22 protein-coding genes and 1 other RNA gene are annotated in these 17,548 nt (G+C 38.3%); 2 read left to right on the top strand and 21 right to left on the bottom strand.

Annotated elements, in window-relative coordinates; translation table 11 throughout:
* Positions 1 to 65: 65 nt before the first annotated feature.
* Entirely contained in the window at positions 66 to 2,072 is a 2,007-nt protein-coding gene (gene metG / locus NST93_RS14420; RefSeq protein ID WP_405098210.1) for a methionine--tRNA ligase, read from the bottom strand.
* A gap of 733 nt (positions 2,073 to 2,805) precedes the next feature.
* Between metG and NST93_RS14415 the strand changes: the two genes are divergently transcribed.
* A complete protein-coding gene (locus tag NST93_RS14415) occupies positions 2,806 to 3,081 on the top strand; it encodes an AbrB/MazE/SpoVT family DNA-binding domain-containing protein (protein WP_405098208.1) in 276 nt (91 codons plus the stop codon).
* A 110-nt stretch (positions 3,082 to 3,191) separates the two neighbouring features.
* Here the strand turns inward: NST93_RS14415 and rsmI are convergent, their stop codons facing one another.
* The 18 genes from rsmI to tadA form a co-directional block, all read right to left on the bottom strand.
* Complete coding sequence (gene rsmI, locus NST93_RS14410) at positions 3,192 to 4,073, bottom strand: 16S rRNA (cytidine(1402)-2'-O)-methyltransferase (protein WP_405098206.1); 882 nt, start codon at positions 4,071 to 4,073, stop codon at positions 3,192 to 3,194.
* Positions 4,070 to 4,312 carry a GIY-YIG nuclease family protein gene (locus NST93_RS14405; protein ID WP_405098204.1) on the bottom strand — a complete coding sequence of 81 codons (243 nt, stop codon included), beginning with the start codon at positions 4,310 to 4,312 and terminating at the stop codon, positions 4,070 to 4,072. The genes rsmI and NST93_RS14405 overlap by 4 nt, the downstream gene beginning before the upstream one ends.
* A 16-nt stretch (positions 4,313 to 4,328) precedes the next feature.
* Positions 4,329 to 5,072, bottom strand: coding sequence for a tRNA1(Val) (adenine(37)-N6)-methyltransferase (locus NST93_RS14400; RefSeq protein ID WP_405098202.1), 744 nt, complete (start codon positions 5,070 to 5,072; stop codon positions 4,329 to 4,331).
* 159 nt (positions 5,073 to 5,231) lie between these two features.
* Complete coding sequence (yabA, locus tag NST93_RS14395; protein WP_405098200.1) at positions 5,232 to 5,585, bottom strand: DNA replication initiation control protein YabA; 354 nt, start codon at positions 5,583 to 5,585, stop codon at positions 5,232 to 5,234.
* Positions 5,586 to 5,599: 14 nt separating this feature from the next.
* Entirely contained in the window at positions 5,600 to 6,424 is an 825-nt protein-coding gene (locus tag NST93_RS14390) for a stage 0 sporulation family protein (RefSeq protein ID WP_405098198.1), read from the bottom strand.
* A 7-nt stretch (positions 6,425 to 6,431) separates the two neighbouring features.
* The gene (gene holB / locus NST93_RS14385; RefSeq protein ID WP_405098196.1) at positions 6,432 to 7,421 is read right to left on the bottom strand and encodes a DNA polymerase III subunit delta'; all 990 of its coding nucleotides are present in this window, start codon (positions 7,419 to 7,421) and stop codon (positions 6,432 to 6,434) included.
* 20 nt (positions 7,422 to 7,441) lie between these two features.
* Positions 7,442 to 7,876, bottom strand: coding sequence for a YaaR family protein (locus NST93_RS14380; protein ID WP_405098194.1), 435 nt, complete (start codon positions 7,874 to 7,876; stop codon positions 7,442 to 7,444).
* Between the two features lie 59 nt (positions 7,877 to 7,935).
* A complete protein-coding gene (locus NST93_RS14375) occupies positions 7,936 to 8,265 on the bottom strand; it encodes a cyclic-di-AMP receptor (protein ID WP_405098192.1) in 330 nt (109 codons plus the stop codon).
* Entirely contained in the window at positions 8,262 to 8,915 is a 654-nt protein-coding gene (tmk, locus tag NST93_RS14370; protein WP_405098190.1) for a dTMP kinase, read from the bottom strand. Before tmk ends, NST93_RS14375 begins: the two co-directional genes overlap by 4 nt.
* A gap of 13 nt (positions 8,916 to 8,928) precedes the next feature.
* The gene (locus NST93_RS14365) at positions 8,929 to 10,344 is read right to left on the bottom strand and encodes an aminotransferase class I/II-fold pyridoxal phosphate-dependent enzyme (RefSeq protein WP_405098188.1); all 1,416 of its coding nucleotides are present in this window, start codon (positions 10,342 to 10,344) and stop codon (positions 8,929 to 8,931) included.
* A 291-nt stretch (positions 10,345 to 10,635) separates the two neighbouring features.
* Positions 10,636 to 10,824 carry a sigma factor G inhibitor Gin gene (locus tag NST93_RS14360; RefSeq protein ID WP_405098186.1) on the bottom strand — a complete coding sequence of 63 codons (189 nt, stop codon included), beginning with the start codon at positions 10,822 to 10,824 and terminating at the stop codon, positions 10,636 to 10,638.
* A 188-nt stretch (positions 10,825 to 11,012) separates the two neighbouring features.
* Positions 11,013 to 11,285, bottom strand: coding sequence for a pro-sigmaK processing inhibitor BofA family protein (locus NST93_RS14355; RefSeq protein WP_405098184.1), 273 nt, complete (start codon positions 11,283 to 11,285; stop codon positions 11,013 to 11,015).
* Between the two features lie 96 nt (positions 11,286 to 11,381).
* Positions 11,382 to 11,594: a YaaL family protein gene (locus tag NST93_RS14350; RefSeq protein WP_405098182.1), complete on the bottom strand. Its 213-nt coding sequence runs from the start codon at positions 11,592 to 11,594 to the stop codon at positions 11,382 to 11,384.
* A 65-nt stretch (positions 11,595 to 11,659) separates the two neighbouring features.
* Positions 11,660 to 12,256, bottom strand: coding sequence for a recombination mediator RecR (recR, locus tag NST93_RS14345; RefSeq protein ID WP_405098180.1), 597 nt, complete (start codon positions 12,254 to 12,256; stop codon positions 11,660 to 11,662).
* Between the two features lie 283 nt (positions 12,257 to 12,539).
* A complete protein-coding gene (locus NST93_RS14340) occupies positions 12,540 to 12,854 on the bottom strand; it encodes a YbaB/EbfC family nucleoid-associated protein (protein ID WP_405098178.1) in 315 nt (104 codons plus the stop codon).
* A 48-nt stretch (positions 12,855 to 12,902) separates the two neighbouring features.
* Positions 12,903 to 14,597, bottom strand: coding sequence for a DNA polymerase III subunit gamma/tau (gene dnaX, locus NST93_RS14335; RefSeq protein WP_405098176.1), 1,695 nt, complete (start codon positions 14,595 to 14,597; stop codon positions 12,903 to 12,905).
* 219 nt (positions 14,598 to 14,816) lie between these two features.
* Positions 14,817 to 15,082: signal recognition particle sRNA large type (gene ffs / locus NST93_RS14330), an RNA gene on the bottom strand.
* Positions 15,083 to 15,235: 153 nt separating this feature from the next.
* Positions 15,236 to 15,709, bottom strand: a complete 474-nt coding sequence (gene tadA / locus NST93_RS14325) for a tRNA adenosine(34) deaminase TadA (RefSeq protein ID WP_405098174.1) — start codon at positions 15,707 to 15,709, stop codon at positions 15,236 to 15,238.
* A gap of 99 nt (positions 15,710 to 15,808) precedes the next feature.
* On the opposite strand from tadA, the gene NST93_RS14320 reads away from it, so the two are divergent.
* Positions 15,809 to 16,345, top strand: coding sequence for an isochorismatase family cysteine hydrolase (locus tag NST93_RS14320; protein ID WP_405098172.1), 537 nt, complete (start codon positions 15,809 to 15,811; stop codon positions 16,343 to 16,345).
* A gap of 55 nt (positions 16,346 to 16,400) precedes the next feature.
* On the opposite strand, the gene NST93_RS14315 is transcribed toward NST93_RS14320, so the two are convergent.
* Positions 16,401 to 16,916, bottom strand: coding sequence for a type 1 glutamine amidotransferase domain-containing protein (locus tag NST93_RS14315; protein ID WP_405098170.1), 516 nt, complete (start codon positions 16,914 to 16,916; stop codon positions 16,401 to 16,403).
* A 71-nt stretch (positions 16,917 to 16,987) separates the two neighbouring features.
* Positions 16,988 to 17,515 carry a hypothetical protein gene (locus NST93_RS14310; protein WP_405098168.1) on the bottom strand — a complete coding sequence of 176 codons (528 nt, stop codon included), beginning with the start codon at positions 17,513 to 17,515 and terminating at the stop codon, positions 16,988 to 16,990.
* Between the last annotated feature and the right edge of the window lie 33 nt (positions 17,516 to 17,548).

The following is a 17,548-nucleotide window of genomic DNA, read 5'->3' as shown; positions in this document are numbered from 1 at the left end:
TAAAGTAGCATAATACAAAGAATACCCTGCTTCCATACAGCAGGGTATTTCCTTGTCATTCTTTCTTATGAAATCGGTGAGCCGTTCGCAACATCTGTTGGTGCTTCAATTACTTTCAGTTTTCCTTCATCTTCAGTAGATAAAATCATACCCTGACTGACCTCACCGCGCATCTTACGAGGTTTCAAGTTGGCAACAATAACAACCTTCTTCCCAACTAGTTCCCCAGGGTCTGGATAGTATTCCGCAATTCCTGAAAGAATCTGGCGATGCGCTTTATCACCTGCATCAAGACGGAATTTAAGCAGTTTATCTGCTCCTTCTACTTTGCTGCATGCGATAACTTCTGCAACTTTTAACTCCACTTTATCAAAGTGCTCAAATTTAATTTGTTTTTCTTTAGTTGAAATAAGTTCTGTTTCTTCTGGGTCCCATTCTACTTCTTTACTAACTCCGCCAGCCATTTGTGAACGGATATATTCTGCTTCTTCTTCAGTTTCAAGGCGCGGGAAGATTGGTGTACCTTTTTTCACTACGTTGGCACCTGCAGGGAAATTGCCAAATTGAACTGCTTCCCATTCACCAGCTTGTACATCTTCAAGTCCTAGCTGTGCGAAGATTTCTTTCGGTGCATTTGTTAAGAATGGCTGTAAAAGCGTTGCTGCGATTCGCAATGTCTCAGCTAAGTGGAACATGACACTTTCAAGCTCTGGCTTTTTGTCCTCTTCTTTCGCAAGCTTCCATGGCTCTGTTTCATCAATATATTTATTTGCACGGGAGATTAACTTCCATACTTGTGTTAGTGCACTGCTAAATTGCATTTTTTCCATTTCTTCCTGGTAACTTGTGATTACTTTTCCTGCAGTTTGTTCAAGGTCCTTATCAAAGCCAGTAACCTCACCATTATATGCAGGAACTTCACCAGTAAAGTATTTATTAATCATGGCAACTGTACGATTAAGCAGGTTCCCCAAGTCATTCGCTAAATCATAATTCACGCGGGATACGAAATCTTCCGGCGTAAAGACACCGTCACTTCCAAAGGCAACTTCACGCATTAAATAATAGCGAAGTGCATCTAAGCCATAGCGCTCAACAAGCATTTCTGGATAAACGACATTCCCTTTTGACTTGGACATTTTTCCGTCTTTCATTAATAACCAGCCATGTCCAAAAACCTTCTTCGGTAATGGCAAATCAAGTGCCATTAGCATAATTGGCCAATAAATCGTATGGAAACGCACGATTTCCTTACCGACCATATGCACATCGGCAGGCCAATATTTATTAAACAGTTCAGGATCATCTGTACCATAGCCAAGCGCTGTAATATAGTTCGCTAAAGCATCAATCCACACATAGACAACATGCTTTGGATTGCTTGGAACCTGAATTCCCCATGAGAATACAGTACGTGATACCGCTAAATCCTCCAGACCTGGTTTAATGAAGTTATTAATCATCTCATTCTTACGCGATTCTGGCTGAATGAAATCCGGATGTGTATTATAGTACTCCAATAATCGATCAGCATACTTACTCATCTTAAAGAAATAGGATTCCTCTTTAATTAGTTCAACTGGATGTCCACTGTCGGGAGATTTACCTGCAATCACATTTCCGTCAGCATCACGTTCTACATCAACTAACTGTGTTTCAGTATAAAAGGTCTCATCTGGAATAGAATACCAGCCTTCATACTCATCTAAATAAATATCACCCTGTTCAAGAAAACGCTCGAAAATATCTGCTACAACTTTCTTGTGCACAGAGTCTGTCGTACGAATAAATTTATCATTGCTGATATCAAGAAGCTTCCACAGCTTCTGCATGCCCTCAGCCATATTATCTACATATTTCTGTGGAGTAATATTTAATTCATTTGCTTTCTGCTCGATCTTTTGACCATGCTCATCACTGCCTGTCAGGTAAAAAACATCATAGCCTGTCATACGTTTATACCTTGCCATTACATCACATGCAATTGTAGAATACGCATTTCCGATATGTAGCTTTCCGCTTGGATAATAAATTGGTGTTGTTATATAAAAGGTTTTCTTTTTCTGTTCCATACCGAACCTCCTCATTTCTAATACCATTATAGTATACATTCTATTGTAACGACTATAATTAAGTTTGCCAAATCATCATGGAAATTAACACTTATAATTACTGAACCTTCTTTTCACATGCTGTCTCGAAAAGAACCAGCCAGCTGTCTTTTAGATGATGTCAAAACAAACGAATTCTTTTGATGGATAATCAAAATAAGATATTTTCTCCAATTGAGAAAATAATCCAACAACGTATTTTTACAGGAAAACGCTGTTAAATAGCGTAATAACAGACGCTCTTATTATAAAGTTTTCACTTTTACCATTGACATTAGCAGCTTTACTATAGATAATAAAGGAAACCTTTGCATGATTTACTTATTTGGGAATCTACTGTCAATTTAACCATCCTTAAATAACCAGTATTTCCACTATCTAATATGGATAAAACAACTTTACTATTTTAAGAAATAATTATTCAAAAGGGGAATAAAAAGTTGGAGTGTAAATTTTCTAACTAATTAATATTTTGAGAATAAAAATTGACTTTAAATAGTAGAATTGTTATTCTATTGCTGAGAAAGGTGTCTTTACTATCGCCTTATTCAGACTATTTTTAAAATGGTGTTTGTGATAGAAAAAGAGAATGGAAGCAGAAACTTCCTGCAGCAAGCATCAATAAGTAAAAGGATATTTGATTCACTCTTTTGGAGCATAATCAAATTCCATACATTATTGGGGAGGAAAGAGTATGAAATCTACTGGAATTGTTCGTAAAGTCGATGAGTTGGGACGTGTTGTTATACCAATTGAGCTGCGACGCACATTAGACATTCACGAAAAGGATCCTATCGAGATTTATGTGGATGACGACAAAATTATTTTAAAGAAATTTTCTTCAAGAATGACGTGCCAGATTACTGGTGAAGTATCTGATGACAACTTGCTTTTAGCAGGCGGGAAATTAATTCTTAGCCAAGAGGGTGCAGAAACTCTGGTTAAAGAAATTGAATCCCGTCTTAAATAAACGGGGATTCCTTATTTTCTAGAGGATGGGAAAAGTATTCAATTAAATTTTGTTTGGGGACAAAATTTAAAAAACTGGGCTGCACATAGCCCAGTTTTTGAATTTCTCTATTATTCATTTTCCACGTGATAGGCCTGATAGACTTCCCGTTTAGGCAGTTTACGGTCCACCGCTGTTTGCTTAATTGCCTCTTTACTTGTAAGCCCGTCTTTTTCAATATAATGCTTTACATGTGCAACAACTCCAAGTGCACTCCACCAATCCTCTTCCGCTTCTAGCAAATCAGCTTCAGAAGTGCCCTCTACTACAATTACAAATTCTCCCTTTAATTCGCTTTTCTCGGTCCAAGCAAGCACCTCTTCCATACTTCCGCGAATATATTCTTCAAAACGCTTTGTCAGCTCACGAGCAAGTGTAATTTTCCGATTTCCAAGCTGCTCATAAAGAACAGCTACTGTATCCTTCACTCGAAAAGGCGACTCATAGAAAATAATGGAAGCGTCAAGCTTTTTCAGCCTGGTTAAAACGGCTTCTTTTTCTTTTTTCTTTCTTGGTAAAAATCCATAAAAGTAAAAGGCATCTGTTTCTAGACCCGAACCAACTAAAGCACATAATGCAGCATTTGCTCCCGGAAGTACAACTACCTTTACATCAGCAGCAATTGCTGCTTGGACAAGCTCTGACCCAGGATCCGAAATTGCTGGCATTCCTGCATCACTAACAAGAGCAATTTTTGCTCCTTCTTTTGCTTGTATAACGAATTGATCTGTTTTTTCCCGCTTATTATGTTCATGGTAGCTCGTAAGCGGGTTGGTTATTTCAAAGTAATTCAGCAGTTTTTTCGTATTACGTGTATCCTCTGCAGCAATAACCGTTGCTTCTTTCAAGATTTTCAGTGCACGGTAAGTGATATCCTCCAGATTGCCAATTGGGGTCGGTACAAAATAAATGGCACCTTCTTGTTCATTTTCAAAGCTCTTTTGAATATTCATTCGTCAGCACTTCCTCTAGTCTCAATCAATACATTCTTTTTTGCACGGGGAAGCTGTTTAATTTGGTATTCCCTTTGCAAAGCTTCTTCTTTCGTAATAAATCTTTCTGTATAAACAACTTCAAAAGGACCGCGGCCGCGAGTATATTTCGCTCCTTTTCCCGATGCGTGCATCTGCAGTCGATGCTCTAAGTTATTCGTGTAACCAGTATATAATGTATTATCTTTGCATTTCAACATATATACGAGATGCTCCTTATCGTCCATAGATAATCTTCTCAGCCTCCTCCGTATATGATCCATTCTCACGATAAATATATAAAGGAGGGAGTATTTTTATATCTGCTTTTCCGTCCCGTATTCCTTCAATTAAAAGCATATTTGCTTCCTTGCCCTGCTTTGGATATACAAATTGAATTCGTTTTGGCTCTAATTTATATTGCCTGAAAAGTGCAATAATATCAATAAGTCTTCCTGGTCGGTGGACCATTGCTACCTTCCCGCCCGGACGAACATGCAGCTTGCATGCACGGACTACATCCTCTAAGGTACAATAGACTTCATGTCTTGCAATGGTTAAATATTCATTTTCATTATGCTCCGTTTCCTTTGGTGAACGGAAATAGGGCGGATTGCAAGTCACAACATCAAAGCTGCTCTGTCCAAGAATTGGCTGCATCTCTTTTAAATCACCATGAATCACATCAAGTTGGTCCTTCAAGTTATTTAAAGTAATACTTCGCTCTGCCATATTAAAAATTCGTTCTTGGATTTCTACACCCGTTATTTTGGCATCTGTTCGTTTAGACAGCAACAGGGGAATCGCTCCGTTTCCTGTACATAAATCGAGAATGGTTCCTCGTTTAATTGGAATACGTACAAAATGCGCGAGCAATACTGCATCCAGTGAAAATGCAAATGCTGTTGGACTTTGGATAATTTGCATGGATTCATCTGCTAATAGGTAATCAAGTCTTTCGTCATCATATAGTTCAACCACTTTCACCCCTCCTTCTCTTTTAACATAATTCATTGCAGTAATCGTCAGTTTGGTAATGCTGACTGCTAATAACATTTAGCAGGTTATATCTGCCAGAAACAGTTCCAATTGATTAAGAAAGCTGCCCCCTGTATAAGTGGGCAGCTTTGTGCTTTTTTATTATGTTCTTTTTGCGAAAAAATCCAAACAGAAGATGCAGTCTTCATCTTGTCTTGGGCTGCCAAATTCCAGATTACAAATATGGAATCCTTCTTCATATAATCTTGCAAGATTATCATGACCTTCACCAGGAAGAAGTCCTTTGACCGAATGCTTCTCTGCTGCTTCAGTTGATTGGGTTTCTTCATTTGTTTGCTCTAAATGATTGCGCAAGTTATGATTTTCTACTTGCAGCCTGTGATTTTCCTCAAGGAGACTGCTTAGTCTTCCTTTTAAATCACCCAGCTGTTCGTATAGTTCACCAATTTGTTTCTCCATATCAGAGACTTGGTCAAAAATTTGCCTGTTATTCACGCCAACTCACCTCTTTATTTTGTGGCCTGCGCTAAGATTCCTTCTTCGATCATTTCATCTAATGTATATTCAATCGTGCGTTCTTGTTCAAATAACTCGACTTGAACAAGCTTTTCTAAAATATTTAGACCAACAACCTTACCTTTTCCGTAAGTTGTTTTGAGTGTTTCACCAAAATCAGGCATTTCACGTTTTGCTTCCTCATAATGATCATTTTCATATTTAAGGCAGCACATTAACCGTCCACATAATCCAGAAATTTTCGCCGGATTAAGGGATAGATTTTGGTCCTTCGCCATTTTGATTGAAACGGGTTCAAAGTCACCTAAAAAGGTTGAACAGCAAAGCATGCGGCCACATGGGCCAATTCCGCCCAGCATCTTTGCTTCATCACGCACGCCAATCTGCCGCAATTCAATTCTTGTTTTAAACATAGATGCAAGATCTTTTACTAGATTGCGGAAATCAATGCGTCCGTCAGCTGTAAAGTAAAAGATAATTTTATTACGGTCAAATGTATATTCAACATCAACAAGATTCATCTCAAGCTGATGCTCAATAATTTTATCTGTGCAAGCGTCAATTGCTTTTTTTGCTTGCAGTTGATTTTCTACAACGGTACGCTTATCTTGTTCCGTTGCGATGCGAATAACCCGTTTTAAAGGAAGCACGACATCTTCTTCATCAACCCGTTTACTAGCAATGACTACTTTACCAAATTCTATGCCACGAACTGTTTCCACGATAACATAATCATCCCCGGCAACCTTTTCTTCCCCTGGATCAAAATAATATATTTTACCCGCTTTTTTAAAACGGACTCCAATTACTTCTATCATTTATTTTTCACCTCTGAATTTGCAGAACTAACTGCTCCATTACTAACGTAGGCTGAACATTTTGCTTTATCTTTCGTTTTGCCTGTAAAATCAAGTTCAGTATATCTGATAAACGCTCTTGGGAAAATGCCATTGCAGACTTTTCCAAAAATGCATTACCTGATTTAAAAATAGTCATGTTAGCTTCATTGCCTATATGGTAATAAAGCACATCACGTATTGCGAGTAATAATAAATCAAGTCCCTGATCTAGTTGTTTTCTATCTTTAAAATGTGTAAGCCAATGACTATGAAGATATAAATAAACATTCTCCGACTTGGCTGCAAGCATTTCTACTAATTGTAACATTCGAGTTCTTGCTTCGGCAAACCACTCGTCTCCAATCCGCTCAAAGGCATCATCTAAACTATTCGTAAGTGCACTCATCAAAATCGCGTCCGGCTCTTTCATTCCTTCAGATAGGAGTTGTTTCTGAAAATGAACTGGATTAAGTGGCTTCAAATCAATTACCTGACAGCGGGAGCGGATTGTAGGTATAATCGAACCACTATTTTCTGTCAGCATCATTGCTGTTGTTTGTTTACTTGGCTCTTCTAAAAATTTTAGCAAGCTATTTGCAGCATTAACAGTCATTGTATCTGCATCTTTTATTACGTAGACTTTCTTATTCGACTCCATGCCCGAATAAGAAAATTCCTTTTGCAGGTGATTCACCTGTTCTTTTGTTATAGATAAACCCTCTGGCTCAATCCAATGTATATCCGGGTGGTTGCCAGAAGAGATTCGTTTGCAATTATTACATTCGTTACAGGGCTCGATTCCTTGCATCGCTGTACAAAACAAACTCTTTGCGACCAGCAACGCAATGGCTTCTTTACCTGTTCCCCGTTCACCCTGGAGTAAATACGCATGAGAAATCCGGCCTTTTTCCATACTATTTGTAATGATTTTACTGGCTAATGGCTGTATGTCTGCAACCTGAGACCATGTATTCATGAGTATCCTTCCATTCTGTATTACGTATATATATTAATCAGCAGACCCTTAATTTCTCCAATAAGACCAAGAATGTCTACCGTCTTTCTTTCCTGATTCATAATTTCATCTGTCAATTCCAATAGTTTTTCATCAATTTCTTTTATAATAGCAAGCTTACGGCTGCTGCCGTCAAAGCTGAATGTATGTGATTTTTGCAATTGATAGCCACTTGAAACGGTCTCTTGTAAAAAACCTTTAATCATACGTTTAAACTTTGCTAATTCACGTAAGGTTCTATAGCGTGCAAGTTTTGTTCCTTGCAGAGAAATATTTTTGATCAATTGTTCTAATTCTTGCTGTTTTAACTGCTGTGTTTGAGATTGAACGAGTTTCTGGAAGGATTGTGATTCGATTGTTGTTGGCCGTTTAAATTTAATGTCTGACTGTGATTGCACTTCACTGCTGATTTTCACCCGAATATTCACTCCTTCCAGTCCACTAAAATAGATAATCTATTATTTGAAAATCAAGCTTAAAATTGCACAAATGACTCGATTGGCAAGATAAATACTGTTGCTCCGCCTACTTCAACCTTTACAGGCTTTGGAATATAAGAGTCAGCGCTGCCGCCCATAGGTGAGATTGGCGCAACCATTTGTTCACGCTGTGAGCAGTTTTCTTTAATAATTTGTAACGCAGCATCAACCTTTTCATCATTACAGCCAATCATTAACGTTGTATTTCCTTCCTTCAAAAACCCTCCCGTAGAAGCAAGTTTTGTTGTTTGGAAATTCCCCTCACCTAACGAGTTGATAAGTCGTGTTGAATCCTTGTCTTGAATAACTGCCATAATTAATTTCACTTGTCCGCTCTCCCTTCATTTTCCCCATTTAAGTAGGTTAAAATTTTATGAAATGCACTTTCAACTACCAGCTCCAACGATTGATCTGCATCTACTTTTTCAATACGTTCTGGAAATCGTTTTAAAAGCAGATGGTAGCCTTCATAAACCTGCTTGTGAAAGTCTATATTTTCTAAATCTAAGCGGTTTCTCTCTCTATCCTTATTTGCTGCAATTCGTTCTAATCCCTTCAGTGGATCGATGTCGAATAATAAAGTTAACCCAGGCATCAGATCCTTGATTGCGAATTGATTTACCTGATAAACCTCTTCCATCCCTAAGCCTCTTGCATGTCCTTGATAGGCAAGACTGCTATCGATAAATCGATCGCAAAGTACGACTTTACCAGCTTCTAATGCTGGCAGAACCTTTTCAACAAGATGTTGTCTTCTTGCTGCAGCATATAATAATGCTTCTGTTCTTTCTTCCATTTTTACATTTTCACGGTCCAAAATAATATTGCGAATCTGTTCTGCAATATCGATGCCGCCCGGCTCACGAGTCGTTACTACTTCATAGCCCTGTTTCGTTAATTTATCTGTTAAAGCGTGAAGAACGGACGTTTTTCCAGCACCTTCAACACCTTCAAATGTAATGAAATTTCCGTTCACGTCTCTATCTCCTTCATTTGCTGCTAAATACTTGAATGCCCTGTTTGCGCTGTTGGATTCTCACACCTTGCCTTATCCATTGCTCAACTGCTTGAATATGGTGTTGTGTAATGGTTTCCCCTTTTAATATGAAAGGAATTCCTGGCGGATACGGTGTAACTGATTCCGCTGCGATAAGTCCAACACTTTCTTGAAATGGGACGAGACGCTGTTCCAACCTTTGCATTTCCCTGTATGACAAGGCTAATTCTTGCATATTATCTGTAAAAAAGTTTACTACATCTATTGTAGCATGATTTCGCTTGTTTTTTAATTTTTCCTTGACGGATTTTAGTACTTTTTTTAATGGCTCCCAATCTGTATAAGGACGGAGGCCAAGAATAAATAAAATTTGCCTGTCTGTAGCAAGCTCTGGATAAATCCCCTCCTCCTCAAATAAACGTGCAATTACCTCCGCAGACCTGCCCTTGGCTGCTTGAAGTGTTATTTTTAAAGGGTCCTCTGCAGGTAAAACATTCCAATCATTACCTTGTGCAAATAATTCTCTTACCTTTGCAGCATTTTCCAATGTCTTTTTAATTGTTGCAGGCGTTTGTGCTGCCAGGAAAGCCCGAGCAATATCTAAGGAAGCCATTAGTGGATAAGAAGGACTGCTTGACTGCACCATTTGTAAATAGTATGCAAGGCTTTCTTTTGTAATATAGCCCGACTTCACATGTAAATAGGAAGCCATCGTCATTGCCGGTGCCATTTTATGCGCAGAATGAACGACAACATCTGCACCAAGAGACAGCGCTGAAGCAGGAAATGGTTCTCCTAATGAAAAGTGTACTCCATGTGCTTCGTCTACGAGTATTGGAATCTGATAACGATGTGTCAGCTCAATCATCTTCTTAATTTCATAGGTCTTTCCAAAGTAATCTGGATACGTTAAAATTACTGCCTTTGCATCTGGATGCATTTCAAGTGCTTCTTTTAACGTTTCAAATGTCGAGCTTGTAAAACGCTCAACAACTGGATCAAACTGTGGTGACAGAAAAACAGGATGAGCACCAGCCAGCTCGAGTCCGTTGATAATCGATTTATGACTGTTCCTTTGGACGAGTACTTTATCTCCCTCGTTACAGCTGGCTAATATCATTGCAAGATTCCCCGCAGTACTGCCGCCTACAAGAAAAAAGCTATGATCCGACTTAAAGAATTCACTTGTAAGCTGTTCTGCTTCCGCAATGGCCCCCTCTGGCGCATGCAAATCATCGAGCCCTGGAAGCTCTGTCATATCCAGTTGTAAAATATCATTAAAATAATAAACAGCCTCTTCTGGAAACACCTGTCCATTTTTATGACCAGGCACATGAAAGGAGATTGGCTGCTGCTTATGAAAAGCATCTAGCATATGTAAAATAGGTATATTCTTCTGATTCATCATATATTCAATTCCCCTGAATGTTTTCTTATATTTTATCATAAATAGAAAAGTGAAAGTTTTAAAGCGTTTCTTAATCACTCAACCTGCACAGTAATACATTGTCTTCTTATTTTCTGTACCACCGATAAATCCTATATTTTAATCAGGAATTTCTATCGGCTGTAACAAAAGATAACCTGTATAGTCGATTACCAAGCAGAGGAATAATACCAAAACAAAATTGTATTTTTCTTATGTGGAGTTAAGCTGATTATATTTTTCCAAAATAAAAAGCCTTTGCAAGCAAAGACTCTAGGAAAATAGCTGTGGCTGATTCATATTCTTTAATTTTTGGACATAATAGCGATATTTGGCTTCATGTGGTTCTGTATGGATCATATTGTATTCACAATCCTTACAAATAAAAAGCGTATGCAGATGAATGCCTTCGTGCTTCTCTTCCTCACAGATTGTACAATATTGAAGTCTTGTTTTCTCCATTTCCCCACCTCCATGAAAATAGTATTTCCAAGTCTAATAGAAAATATACATGGATAGGGTTATATTTATTTTCACTTTGATCAAAACGGAGGGGATAGACCCAGGATCAACTTACAATACAGCACCATTTGCACCATAGTATGTGGCAGGGAGAGATTCATACCGGATTTTTTAAACAACATCCTTCTTTACAAGATAAACAGATGAATTGCAACTAGTGATGCCATTCCAAAGAAACCGAGCAGACCAGTCACGAGCGCAGTAAATAAATTGATTGGAATATGAAGACCAAAGCTTGCACCAATTATATTTAAGAAAAATAATAGCAAAACACCAATTACTAGTTTCACAGTAGTTTGTCCAACAAATTTCATCGGCTTTATCGGTGCACCAATAATGAGGAGCAGCACAATAATAGAAATCATGATTATAATAATTGTTGTGGCACTCAATATACACACTCCTTCCCAAATAACTCGACGAACCCCTGTCTAGTAATATATATGAATTAGAATAAAAAAAAGACTAAAGATTCCCTCCTTAGTCTTTAAGTATATTTATTTGCGCAAAGCACTTACCTTGCGATGTCTTGCTTCTCTTAATAAATATAAGTAGCGAGCTTGTGCTAATTTTTCATAATATCTGCTTTCCTGTGTACGCTCAATACTTTGCGCACCAAGTGCCTGAATTTGCTTCCAGTCCTTTTCAAGTGCAAATATTGCGTCCAAAAGCTCATTATCAATATGTTTTTTCTTCAACTTCTTCGCCATGCTCTTCACCTAACTTCTACAAGCGTGTATTCAAAAAGAGGATAAACCAATCTTTTGAATAACATCTACAAATCTCTTCTGCCCTCTAATGCTCGTGATAAAGTTACTTCATCAGCATACTCTAAGTCTCCGCCGACTGGGAGTCCGTGGGCAATTCGTGTTGCGCGAATTCCTGATGGTTTTACTAATCGGGAGATATACATCGCTGTTGCTTCACCTTCAATATTGGCATTCGTTGCAAGAATGATTTCTTCAACTTCATCATCCTTTAAGCGATTGAGTAAATCAGGGACATTAATATCTTCTGGGCCAATTCCGTCCATTGGTGAAATAGCACCATGAAGAACATGATATTTACCATTAAATTCTTTCATTTTTTCCATTGCAATGACATCCTTGGGATCCTCAACAACACAAATAATTGAATTATCCCGATGAGGATCAGAACAAATTGCACAGACATCTTTATCCGTAATATGACCACAAATACTGCAATGAGTCAGCTCTCTTTTTGCATTCACTAATGCATTCGCAAAGTTTAAGACATCATCATCCTTCATATTTAAAACAAAAAAAGCCAGACGGACAGCAGTTTTTGGGCCAATTCCCGGCAATTTCGTAAAGCTGTCAATCAGCTTGGAAATCGGTTCTGGATAGTACATTAAATATGCCTCCTAATACAAAAGTGTAAGCGCCCGTTTAGCGACGTACAAACTGGAGCAATTCGTAATAAGATAAAGCAAACACGGCGAGGTACGAGCCAATGTTGACTTATCGCAATGAAGGATCGTGAAGTTTGCTAGTCGCTGGGCACTGCAGCTGGACGCGGTTATACCACAAACAAATATCTGCAGCCTTTCATATTTATAAATTTCAACTAATACAAAAGCTAAAGTGCCTGTTCTTAACAACAGACACTCATGCTATACCAATTGTTTTCTTTAATTAGAACATTCCTGGCATATTTAAACCTTTTGTAAATTGCCCCATTGTTTCATTTGACTTCTCGTCTACTTGGTTTAGTACGTCATTCGTTGCTGCAAGAATTAAATCCTGAAGCATTTCGATATCATCTGGATCGACAACTTCCTCTTTAATTTCTACATCAATGATTTCCTTTTTGCCATTTGCACTTACTGTTACCATTCCACCACCGCTGGATGCCTCAAACGTCATTTCATGTAATTCTTCTTGTGCTTTCATCATTTTCTTCTGCATCTTCTGCATCTGTCTCATCATATTATTCATATTTCCCTTCATGGAAAATACCTCCTCTAATTTGTTTTCATATTTTTATTATTATAAATTCTACTCTTGAATCTCCAACAGATCATCACCAACAAGCTTGCGTGCTTCTTCTACGAGCGGATCTGCTTCAGTCTCTTTCTTTTCCGCCGGCATATCTTGGGAACGGATGAAGTCTGTTCGCAGCTCAACCCAATTGTTTTCAGGTATTGGAATAATTTGAAGCTGTTTTCCTAGCACATTCGCCATGACGGATTCCACTAACTCACGATTATCCATGAAAAGTGAACAGTGAATTTCATATTTAAACGCTACAACTAAGGATGTTTTTGATGCTGCGGCTGGCTTACTGTCTATTATTGTTGCATGTGCTGGTGCATTGGTCGTTTTTAACTTATCTAAGAAGCTTGCCCAATTCCCTTGGACCAGCTTAAGCTCCTGCTTTTCAGCTTGCTTTAGAACTTCACGAATTTGCTCAACAGGCACTTTAAAGCCACTTTTCGATGACCGTTGCTGCGGGCGTCTTTGTTCTCGCTGCGCAGCCGGCTGATTATTTCCAGCTGGAGGATTTTCTCTCAAATGTGTTAATTCTTTCTCCAGATTAGCCATTTTTTGGGTCAAACGAAGGAGTTCTCCTTCATCAACAGTTTGCCCTGCATCATTTGCAGCTGAATCATAGCGATTTGTGATTGTTAATATTGCAATTTCGATAAACACCTTTGGACTATTCGTCCATTTTATTTCCTGCTGACAGGCGTTTAACTTCATAATTGCATCTTGAATCCATTCAACAGTTACAGTTTCTGCTAAATCACGAAAACCTTCGTCTGGTCTTGCTCGTTCCAGCATGCCTTCGAGATTTGGAGTGCTTTTAAATAGCAATAAATCCCGCATGAAATAAATCAGATCATAGACAAAGCGACCTGGATCCTTTCCTTGCTGAATGATGGTATCTAATCGCTCAATTGCATGCTGTACGTCTTTCTCATACATCGCTTTAGCAATTTCAGTCAGCACACTTTGCGATACACCACCTGTTACGGCAAGTACATCCTCTAAACTGACCTCTTCACCGCTGTAAGAAATAGTCTGGTCTAAGATGCTTAATGCGTCACGCATCCCGCCTTCAGCTGTCATTGCAATTGTATTTAAAGCTTCATCTGAAACATGAAGATTGTCAGATTCAATAATTGTTTTCATGCGACTGATGATTGCCTGATTCGAAATTGGTTTGAAATCAAATCGCTGACAACGTGATATTATCGTTAGTGGAATTTTATGCGGTTCTGTCGTAGCCAAAATAAATACGACATGCTTTGGTGGTTCTTCCAAGGTTTTTAATAAGGCATTAAATGCATTGACTGAGATCATATGAACCTCATCAATAATATAAACCTTATAAGGAACAACACTTGGTGCATATTTTACCTTATCACGGATTTCCCGAATGTCGTCTACACTTGTATTGGAAGCAGCATCGATTTCAATGATATCTGAAATGGAACCATCCTGAATTCCCCGGCAAGCATTACATTCATTACATGGCTCTGCCACAGGGCTTTTCTCACAGTTAATCGTTTTCGCAAAAATTTTGGCTGCACTTGTCTTCCCTGTACCACGAGGCCCAGTGAATAAATAAGCATGAGAAAACTTTTGCTGCAGAATAGCATTTTTCAGTGTTCGTGTAATATGTGTTTGTCCAACGACGTCCTCGAAGGTTCTCGGACGCCAAACGCGATATAAAGCTTGATAGCCCATAATAAGATTCTCCTCTACAGTCTATTTCTAATTATACCCGATTTATAGGTCCAATGTGAACCGAAGAGAAAGAACATTTTAAAAAACTATATGAGACAATTTTTATGTCTTTGACTTCAGCAATTTTTGATAGGCAGCAGTCTCATATCCCATATTCATAATTTCCATCAAAAAAAGACCGGAAATTTTTCTCCGATCTTTTTATATGACTTATGTATACCGTGCACCCAGCTTCGATACGACGTCCATACGCGCTTCATAGCTTCATGGCTCAGCCTAGGCTTCCCTACGGCACACAAGAATGTCCACTTACTGCTGCTTCCTTCCGGACCTGACAGGGTTCATGGGTTCCTGTTGCGCAGGACCCGAGCGTCAACACCAATCCACTAAGGCAGACCATACAGTCGCCATACCTCGGATGGGGATTCGACCTCGCTATAGCGGATTGCGAGTACAGGGCACCGCTACCTCCCCGCTTAGCACGGTATTTATTATTATAACGATTTTAGAGTTAAATTGCAAGAGTAAAAGCACATGAACAAACCATGACCACTTCCACTCCTAAATGGAATCAAGGAGGTTTTTTATACCTTTTATAGTAAAATAAATGGCAATTAAGGTGAAATCAAACTTTCCCCTTAAATACCCTTTACTTCCTTTTTCCTTTTGCGTAATTCCCTAAAGAAATCAGTAAGCAAACCGGCACAATCTGTTTCTAACACATTACTTTTAACTTCTGCCTGGTGATTAAAGCGAGAATTTTCCAGAAGGTTCATCAACGTACCAGCACAGCCCGCTTTTGGATCAGCGGCACCATAGACAACACGTTTTATCCTTGATTGCAGAATTGCACCAGCACACATTGGACACGGCTCTAAAGTAACGTATAGTGTACAATCCTCCAGCCGCCAGCTGTCTAATTTCTTATTTGCTTCTTTAATTGCTACAAGCTCTGCATGCGATAGCGTTGCTTGTGATGTTTCACGCAAATTATGCCCTCTGGCAATAATCTCATCCCGATACACAATGACTGCCCCGATTGGCACCTCATTTTTTTCACTGGCTTTTTTTGCTTCAAGTATGGCTTCTTGCATATATTTTTCATCTTGCATATTGTCACAACATTTCTGTTAAAAGTTTGAAAAAAATTAAATAGGAAATAATTAAGTACATCATTCAATTAATTATGTATTTAAAAAAGGAGTTATGCTATGCAGCACAATCTTGATAATACAGCAGTTGTTTTTATTGATTTAATTAATGATTTTAATTTTCCAGGTGGAGACAAATTATTGAAAAACACGAAAAAAATTCTGCCTAACATCATTAAACTGAAAGAATATGCCACAGCGAATAATCTGCCTGTTATCTATGTTAATGACCATTATGGATTATGGCAAGCTGATTTCAATAAAATCATTTCTAAGTGTACCAATAAAAATAGTAAAGAAATTATTGATCAAATAAAACCAGCTGATAATGATTACTTTTTAATTAAACCACAGCACTCCGCCTTTTTCCAAACACCACTGCACTCTCTGCTAACCGAATTGAACAGGTATGAGCTTATTCTTGCCGGGATTGCAGGAGATATATGTATTTTATTTACTGCAAAAGATGCCTACATGTATCAAATGGACTTACATATCCCTAGAAATTGCATGGCCTCAGAGGAAGAAGATAATAATGATTATGCGCTTTATCTGATGCAATCAGTTATGAAGGCGAATATTGCACCTGTAGATTAATACATCATTTAAAAAATCCCGTATTAGGGTTATTTCTCCTAATACGGGATTTTGTTTATTTCAATACTTCTAATGCTTCGCGATTGAACGCTGGGATATCATCTGGCTCACGGCTTGTAACAAGCTGGTTTTGACAAACAACAACTTCTTCATCTCTTACTTTTGCTCCAGCATATTCCATATCAACTTGGATTGATTTATAACCTGTTGCATCTCTGCCTTCTAATGTCTTAGCTGTAATAAGAAGCTGCGGTCCATGGCAAATTGCGAATACTGGCTTTTTCTCGTCCATAAAATGCTTCGCAAATTTTACAAAACGCTCATCTGCACGGAGCTGATCGGGAGAGAAACCGCCTGGAATAAAGAGTGCATCAAAATCATTTGGATCTACATCATCTATGCCATATTCTATTGGTACTTTAGCATCCTTCTGTTTTCCAATCACAGTATCGCCTTTTTGATTACCAATTGTAACAACCTCGTGACCAGCTTCTTTAAATGCTTCAGCCGGATCCGTATATTCAATATCCTCAAACAAATCTGTAATTACAGTAGCAATTTTCTTACCCAAATCCTCATCTCCTTTTAATAAGCTGATACACTAGTGAGTCTTCCCATTTCACGGAATATAAAACATACTTATTATCGATACAATGTATTAGCAAAGCAAGAGATTCTTTTGAATTTACGATAAAGCAAACCTGGCATGGCAAATTGCTTAAAGGTTTTGCGATTATCTTGTCGCAATAAATCCACCTTTTTATCATTTCCAAAATAAAATGCCTGCCAGATAAATTTAGAGCAATAGTTATTCCTCAAATCCAGCAAATCCTTAACGTAAATATAGCGTTCTATTTGATTATAATTTTGCATGGCCCATCTTGCAGCTTTTACTGCCTCTTCTTGATGCAGATGCCGTAAAACTGTTAATTTCTCACCTTTTTTATGACGCGATAGATAGATTGGCATACTATCTGCATGACCATATGGTTTCCAGCGGTTTATATGGTAAATCCGTAAATTCTCTCCAATAATTGCGATATGTCCAACTAAAAAGGAGGAGAATGCATATTTATGAGAATACAGAATATCGCCAGGGAGCATGCGGATGCCTGTACCGGGATAAAAATGAACAGGATCCTCACCTTCACCTTTTTTCTGTTCATCCATACACGATTCCTCCTCTTCCAGCTTCCGTCTTTA

Origin of the sequence: Oceanobacillus sp. FSL H7-0719, from assembly GCF_045040795.1 — a bacterium.
Taxonomy (GTDB): domain Bacteria; phylum Bacillota; class Bacilli; order Bacillales; family Amphibacillaceae; genus Oceanobacillus.
This window is presented reverse-complemented; position numbering and strand designations above follow the sequence as displayed.